At 41.6% G+C, this 6,930-nt stretch carries 6 protein-coding genes; 2 read left to right on the top strand and 4 right to left on the bottom strand.

What is annotated here, in order from left to right; all coding sequences use genetic code 11:
- The first annotated feature begins 227 nt into the window (after nucleotides 1–227).
- Nucleotides 228–1,034, top strand: a complete 807-nt coding sequence (locus tag E1160_RS01240) for a ferredoxin--NADP reductase (protein WP_155153173.1) — start codon at nucleotides 228–230, stop codon at nucleotides 1,032–1,034.
- A 52-nt stretch (nucleotides 1,035–1,086) separates the two neighbouring features.
- Here E1160_RS01240 and E1160_RS01235 read toward each other — a convergent pair whose 3' ends face one another.
- On the bottom strand, nucleotides 1,087–2,334 hold the full coding sequence (locus E1160_RS01235) for a GSCFA domain-containing protein (protein WP_155153172.1): 1,248 nt from the start codon (nucleotides 2,332–2,334) through the stop codon (nucleotides 1,087–1,089).
- Between the two features lie 95 nt (nucleotides 2,335–2,429).
- Nucleotides 2,430–3,251 (bottom strand): phytanoyl-CoA dioxygenase family protein, encoded by an 822-nt coding sequence (locus tag E1160_RS01230; protein WP_155153171.1) that lies wholly within the window; start codon nucleotides 3,249–3,251, stop codon nucleotides 2,430–2,432.
- A 108-nt stretch (nucleotides 3,252–3,359) separates the two neighbouring features.
- Between E1160_RS01230 and E1160_RS01225 the strand changes: the two genes are divergently transcribed.
- The gene (locus E1160_RS01225) at nucleotides 3,360–4,400 is read left to right on the top strand and encodes a trans-3-hydroxy-L-proline dehydratase (RefSeq protein WP_155153170.1); all 1,041 of its coding nucleotides are present in this window, start codon (nucleotides 3,360–3,362) and stop codon (nucleotides 4,398–4,400) included.
- Between the two features lie 7 nt (nucleotides 4,401–4,407).
- Here E1160_RS01225 and E1160_RS01220 read toward each other — a convergent pair whose 3' ends face one another.
- Nucleotides 4,408–6,072: a Na/Pi cotransporter family protein gene (locus E1160_RS01220; protein ID WP_155153169.1), complete on the bottom strand. Its 1,665-nt coding sequence runs from the start codon at nucleotides 6,070–6,072 to the stop codon at nucleotides 4,408–4,410.
- Between the two features lie 27 nt (nucleotides 6,073–6,099).
- Entirely contained in the window at nucleotides 6,100–6,897 is a 798-nt protein-coding gene (locus E1160_RS01215) for a DeoR/GlpR family DNA-binding transcription regulator (protein WP_155153168.1), read from the bottom strand.
- Between the last annotated feature and the right edge of the window lie 33 nt (nucleotides 6,898–6,930).

The raw sequence follows: 6,930 nt of genomic DNA, 5'->3' as shown, positions 1-6,930 counted from the left end.
GAATTTTCCAGAAAAGAGAGTAGAAGAATGCGAAAAATAATGCGGCTTTGAAGAGTTTCCCCTCTTCAAATATTAGATTTAAATCAATGCGATTTCTCATAAAGAAACGTATATAGACTGCATAAATGTTTTCGGGATTAGGGATAAAAATCATTTGTATCGGCTTGGTTCAAAGTCGGACATATGGTTATTTTTTGTTTGGATTAGATAGGACATAGGACGTAGCCATGCCTTTTGACGCAATTGATGAAAACACAACGCTGCCAAAGTCTGTCACAGCTGAAACTGTACTAGACGTTAAACATTGGACAGATCGTTTATTCTCATTCTCCATCACCCGCCCGGGCTCTTTCCGCTTCCGTTCCGGTGAATTTATCATGATCGGCTTGATGGTGGATGGAAAACCATTATTGCGTGCTTATTCTGTAGCAAGCCCAAGCTGGGATGAGAAATTAGATTTCTATTCCATCAAAGTGGAAGACGGCCCATTAACGTCCCGCCTACAACATATTAAACCGGGTGATAAAATCCTTCTTGGTAAAAAACCAACAGGTACTTTGGTTGTTGATGCCCTTCTTCCCGGCAAACGTTTATATATGCTTTCCACCGGTACAGGTATTGCGCCATTTGCAAGTTTGATCCGTGATCCGGAAGTATATGAAAAATTCGATCAAGTGATCCTAACTCATACGTGTCGTGAAGTTGCCGAACTGGAATATGGCAAACAACTGGTTAAAGATGTGATGGATGATCCGTTGATTGGTGAGATGGCGCAAGAAAAACTTGTGCATTACACATCTGCAACCCGTGAAGATTATCCGGTGAAAGGCCGTATTACAGAATTAGTTGAATCCGGTAAGTTATTTGAAGACTTGGGCGTTCCAAAGTTTGATCCGGAAATTGACCGTATTATGATTTGCGGTTCCACAGATATGCTAAAATCTTGCAAACAAATGTCTTTGGATCACGGTTTCCATGAAGGTTCTAACGCGGCTCCTTCTCAATTTGTGATTGAGAAGGCTTTTGCTGATTAAGATTTGCCGTGAATGATTTTGAAAAAGGGAAGCATTTGCTTCCCTCTTTTATTTATTGTTTCACGAACATTTTCTCAAACATTCCCACAACTTTATTGACTGTTTCTTTTGTGACATGGCGCATATCTTCTGCCCATGGCTTGGGTAGCACCGTTGTTACCAATTCATAGCTTGGAAAATAGAATACGTCTTGATTATTTCGGCAGACATGATCAGCAGCCAAACGCAAAGATGCCTTTGACAAAGCATTAGCCTCCATCACATGCACCTCATGCCCGCGTGTTGTTGCCAAGAAAGGAATTGGCGAAACCGAAATCACAAACTTAATTTTGGGGTTATGATGTCTAATAACATCAATAAAGCGCTGCATATAATGAACATTATCATTGTATGATAATACACGCGGGCGGCACAAAGCGCGTAAAGTTCCATTACGCGGGTTACGAGATAAAACAGACCCATGAGGCATATATTCCCAACACTCACTCAAACCTGGTGTAAAAATGAATACTTCACATTCTTCAAACACTTCACGCACAGCCTGAAGATGATTTTCATAATCATCTTCATAAATCTCACGCGAAGAAAAATACACCCCCTCACGATAAGGATCATTATATTGAGTCAGGCCACTTTTATTTGTCTCAGCTACTAAGATTTTTGGAAAACTTCGATCTCCGAAAGCTCGTTCTGCCAGATGGGTAAACCCTGGAGCATTAAATAACGTCCCCCATTGAGCAGATGAATCAGGCATATCAGGATTATTATGATTGGACGAATTAAAAATTCCCTTTGTCCCGTTGTGCAAAGGCTCTTTAATAAGATAGTTGAAACGGTTACGTTGCATGGCAAAAGAAAACTCAGATGCAAAACAACTGCCTGCTGCCCCCAACACTGTATTCATATCCATGATAGGAAATTTCTGGACAAACGGTTCAATTAGTTCCTGTTCAAAAGCCTCTTGTCTTGGCCAATATACTCCATCAGGATTCGGTTTATTTTCTTTAGAATAAATCCCTAATTTGAAGCTGACATCTTTCGCAGCTTTTTCCGTATGTTCCAGGTATTCCTTTCGGGTGTTGGGTAACATTTTAAAAACATCATCCGGCACTTGCTGAAAAAACGCGTAGATAAGTTCCATCACCTCAAGGATGGTTTTACCTTCCCCTAGATAATCTTTCAAAACGGGGTATAAAGCATCTTTCAGGCCCATCTCAGGGTAAAAGGCAGCTACTAACTCATTAAGTTCATCAGGCCCAAATGACGCTCGTTCATCATTCCAGATACAAGTTTCAGACATATTTTTTCCACCATAAGAAGCTCATTAATGGAGACTATAATGAATCGGCCCTTGTAGTGAAGATCAAAATCCTGCTCAAATCTTCAAACAACACGTTAAGGAATCATATGCCGGTATTTATCAAATTGAATAGCAATCATCTTCAGACGTTCTTCAAACGAAATCGGTGTTCTTGCATCCAGCAATGGCTCCGACAATGGTGCAAAGCCTGTATTTTGGAATTCTAGAGACAAACTAATACGTGGCGTATCCGATTGACCTGTCGCACGGCTGCTCCAATGGTAAATATCTTGCCCCCACCCCATCACACTTCCCGCTTTGGCAGGAAGTAGTTTGCCGTCTTCCAAACTCACCTGATCCACATCGGTAATTGGTTGATCATATTGTTCAACCACAGATCGAGGCAACACCACCATACAACCATTATCTTCATCCGTATCATTTAATGGTATCCAAAGAGATAGGCTCATGAACACATAATTATCATGCTCAATCTGAAAACAGGTTTCTGCTTGGCAATCCTGATGCGGTGGCCAGCCTACCGCCCCGGCCTGTGTCTCTAAATGCCAGGCCCAAAAGTTTGGAAGCAACGCATGATTTTCACCGAGGAAACGAGACAGCAATTTCCCAACAGATGCAAAAAGGAACCATGCCTGATCATAAACATAGATGTAGGCGGGTGGAATATTCGCACCCCTTAAATTCATCATACCTTCACGCAGATCATTGATCAGATTTTCAGAGATAATGGGCGGCAAGGAAAAGTAACCGTCCTTATTCAGACTATCGGATATTTTATCCAACGCATCTTCGGAAAGTTTAGCATCCAACCCCTGATCATAATCCGCCCCAATGGACAAAAGAGGATTTAACTTTTCCCAATAACTTATTTCACATTGTTCGGCATAAAGTTTCATAAGAAATCCGTTTTTCAGTGTAATGCGCTATATACAAATTTGCCACTTCCCTGTCACCTCATTTACAGATATATCAGAAGAAAGTGAAAGGTATAGGGAGCACCATAAATGCGCAGTAGTAAAACAATTCATATCATAAGCTGTCATGCAGAAGGGGAAGTTGGTGATGTTATTGTCGGAGGCGTCGCCCCACCACCTGGTGACACATTATGGGATATGCGCAAATGGATTGAACAAGATAATACATTACGAAACTTTGTATTGAATGAACCTCGTGGGGGTGTATTCCGCCATATCAATTTATTGGTTCCTCCTAAAAATCCGAAAGCAGATATGGGATTTATTATTATGGAGCCAGAACATACACCCCCTATGTCCGGGTCGAACTCCATTTGCGTTTCCACGGTGTTATTGGACAGTGGCATTTTACCGATGACTGAACCTATTACCAAAATCACACTTGAAGCACCAGGTGGCTTGATAGAAGTAGAAGCCCAATGCGAAAATGGAAAGGCGAAGATCATTACTGTCCAAAATGTGCCCTCCTTTGTTGATCAACTTGATCAAAAAATTGAGATAGAAGGTTTAGGCAGCTTAAATGTCCATACGGCCTATGGTGGTGACAGTTTTGTTATGGTGGACGCCAAGGATTTAGGTTTTTCTATTACAGAAGATGAAGCAAAAGATATTGCATCAATTGGCGCAAAGATAACCCATGCAGCAAATGAACAACTCGGCTTCACACATCCAGACAATCCGGAATGGAAACATATTTCCTTCTGCCAAATAGCGGGCCCTTTAACCAAAGATAACGCGTCGAACGATTGGACAATGCGAAACACGGTTGTCATTGATCCAGGCAAATTAGACCGCTCACCAACAGGGACAGGTGTGTCCGCTCGCATGGCTGTTTTGCATGCACAAGGTAAAATGAAGCAAGGTGAACGCCTGATCATGAAATCTGTAATCGATTCAACTTTTACCGGACAAATCGCCGATACAACTGATTTAAATGGAAAAACGGCCATCATTCCCAAAATTTCCGGGCGCGGTTGGATTACAGGGACACATCAACATATGCTAGACCCAGATGATCCATGGCCGGAAGGCTATCGCCTCACCGACACATGGCCAAAGAAACAAGGTTGATCAGGGCTTACGCCATCTTCATAATTTTTTTACGCAAGCGTGTTTTACGCAACTCACCCGCTTGATCTAAGATTGGATAGGCAACTGAAGTCAGATGGGAATTGATTCGTTTCAAATCTCGAATAACATCAAGATGTAAACTAGATGTCTCCAACGTTTCAGGACGCCCCGCTTGGAAACGTTCCATATGACTATTAGCAGCTTCGTTTTCCATTTGACGGAAAGTTTCTTTCTCCAGAATCAAACGACGCGCCATACCAATATCTTGGGACATAAAAACACCCATAGCCAAGCGCAAATTATCATGTACCCGTTGATGAATTTGCTCCAATTCATTAAGTCCTGCCTCCGAGAATGATAGATTTTTCTCAATCAGCTTAATTGCAGTCGCAAGCAGATTCTTATCAATGATATCGCCTATATGTTCCAAATTTGCACAAAAAGCCATAACTTCACCACAACGCTGACTTTCTTGTTCATCCAACTCTTCTTTGCGAATTTCGGTAAGATAAACTTTTACAGCCTCATATAGTTCATCAACAACATCATCGCCCTTTGATATTTCCTTAATCTCTTCACTATCTCCCTCATGAAGCATATTGAAGGATTGTTTGAGCATATGATCCAGCTCATCCCCCATACGCAACACTTCACGAGACGCATTGCTCAATCCCAATGTAGCGTCAATTGGAATGCTCATATCCAGATAACGAACAACTTCTGGCGAATCGCCTATATCTTGATCCATGATCACTTTCTTTAACAAACGGTCCATCAAAGATGTAAAAGGCATAAAAATTACTGCCAAACCAACATTAAATACGAGATGCAAGTTAATGAGCAGGCCAGCCACACCAATACTATATGGCGTTAATTCTCTTTCAACGATTGAAAGGAATGGAAAAATCAAAATACAGCCCAGCAGTTTAAATACCCCATTACCAATAGCAACACGACGCCCTGCGGGTGATGTATAGAGAGTTGCAAAAACTGGCGGTAATGCTCCTCCTAAATTTGCCCCCAGAATTAAGACCATACCAAGTTCAACAGGTATTGCGCCTGTGGACGCCATGGAACAAACCAGTAAAACAATCGCCAAACTGGAATGCGCAGCCCATGTTAACAAGGCAACCAACAAAACAGCAACTAATGGTTCCCCTGCCAAAGCGTTAATAACAAGAACCAATGTTTCAGAATTTCTTAAGGGTTCCGAAACCCCGACAATAGATTTTAAAGAAAGAAGAATAATCCCAAGCCCGATTGCAATTCTTCCAATATTACTTTTCTTTTGACTGGTTGTGATGGTGAAAATCAGAAATCCCACAAAAATCAACACAGGGGAAAGCCAAGAAAAATTCAAACTTAGAATTTGCGCAACAAGTGCAGTCCCTACATCTGCCCCAAGCATAATTGCCAATGCGACAGGAAGTACAACAATATTACGGCTGGCAAAATCGGCCACCATCAAACATGTCGCTGTACTACTTTGTAATATAGCCGTGACACCAAGCCCCGCGCCAAAAGCTGCAAAGCGATTGGACAGCCATTCCCCTAAAAAAGAACGTAACTTACTTCCAAAACTTCTTTGAACCCCGGTTCTTACCATCCGCATGCCCCAAAGTAATAGAGCAATGGTGCCAAACAGTTGTATCAATACAGACGTCGCAGACATATATACCTTTCTGATCGAGGCTGCTGGTTAATCAGCGGCAGTATTCTCAATCACATCGTTTTTTGCCATGCCATCTAATAATCGCATAGCTACATTATATTTTTCCAATTCCTTACGAAGCGCTTTGGCAGGCATATGATCTGAATACAAAATATCCACATCCTCAAAATCCAACAACTTAATCGGTGCGCGGCGATTATATTTTTCCGAGTCCGCACAAATAATTGTCACCTCAGCCATTTTTGCTACTTCACTATACAATTCAGCCTCACAAAGGTGATGGGTTAAAAAGCCATATGCATGGTGAATACCCGCCGTAGACAAAATTGCTTTGTTAATGCAGTAACGCTTGATCGCATCGTAAGCTTCAGGACCAAACATGCCGCCGTCATGAGATCGAATTTCACCTCCGGTTAGATAAGTTTTAAACCCTCTCTCCGCGAAAATCGTATTAGCAATAACCACAGAATTAGTCACAATCGTTAAATCCTTATGGTTCTTAAGTGCTTCTGCAACAAAAGCAGTCGTTGTCCCAATATCTAAAAACACCACATCACCATCACTGATGCTTGATGCGGCTAATTTAGCGACCTGTATCTTAATCTCTCGGTTTTCTTCAATACGATGGTGAAATTCCGGCTCACTGCTATAATTCCTAAGGGTTGCACTACCATGGTGCTTTTCGATCAAACCTTCTTTCGACAGTAATTTTAGATCACGTCTGATTGTCTCTTCCGAAACCTCTAATCTAATTGCAAGATCAGAAATTGTTGCATGTCCGGTTAATCGTAACTCCTTAATAATATCTGAAAGCCGACGTTTCATAATTAATCCCCTATCAACATACACATAAAACCA

The sequence above is a fragment of the Curvivirga aplysinae genome (genome assembly GCF_009711445.1).
In the GTDB taxonomy this organism is placed as follows: Bacteria; Pseudomonadota; Alphaproteobacteria; order UBA8366; family Aestuariispiraceae; genus Curvivirga; species Curvivirga aplysinae.
This window is presented reverse-complemented; position numbering and strand designations above follow the sequence as displayed.

What these genes read in the sequence shown, in the direction of transcription:
- E1160_RS01230 (WP_155153171.1), bottom strand. Translation starts at nt 3,251, where the DNA reads ATGAAACTTTATGCCGAACAATGTGAAATAAGTTATTGGGAAAAGTTA.
- E1160_RS01220 (WP_155153169.1), bottom strand. Translation starts at nt 6,072, where the DNA reads ATGTCTGCGACGTCTGTATTGATACAACTGTTTGGCACCATTGCTCTA.
- E1160_RS01235 (WP_155153172.1), bottom strand. Translation starts at nt 2,334, where the DNA reads ATGTCTGAAACTTGTATCTGGAATGATGAACGAGCGTCATTTGGGCCT.
- E1160_RS01225 (WP_155153170.1), top strand. Translation starts at nt 3,360, where the DNA reads ATGCGCAGTAGTAAAACAATTCATATCATAAGCTGTCATGCAGAAGGG.
- E1160_RS01215 (WP_155153168.1), bottom strand. Translation starts at nt 6,897, where the DNA reads ATGAAACGTCGGCTTTCAGATATTATTAAGGAGTTACGATTAACCGGA.
- E1160_RS01240 (WP_155153173.1), top strand. Translation starts at nt 228, where the DNA reads ATGCCTTTTGACGCAATTGATGAAAACACAACGCTGCCAAAGTCTGTC.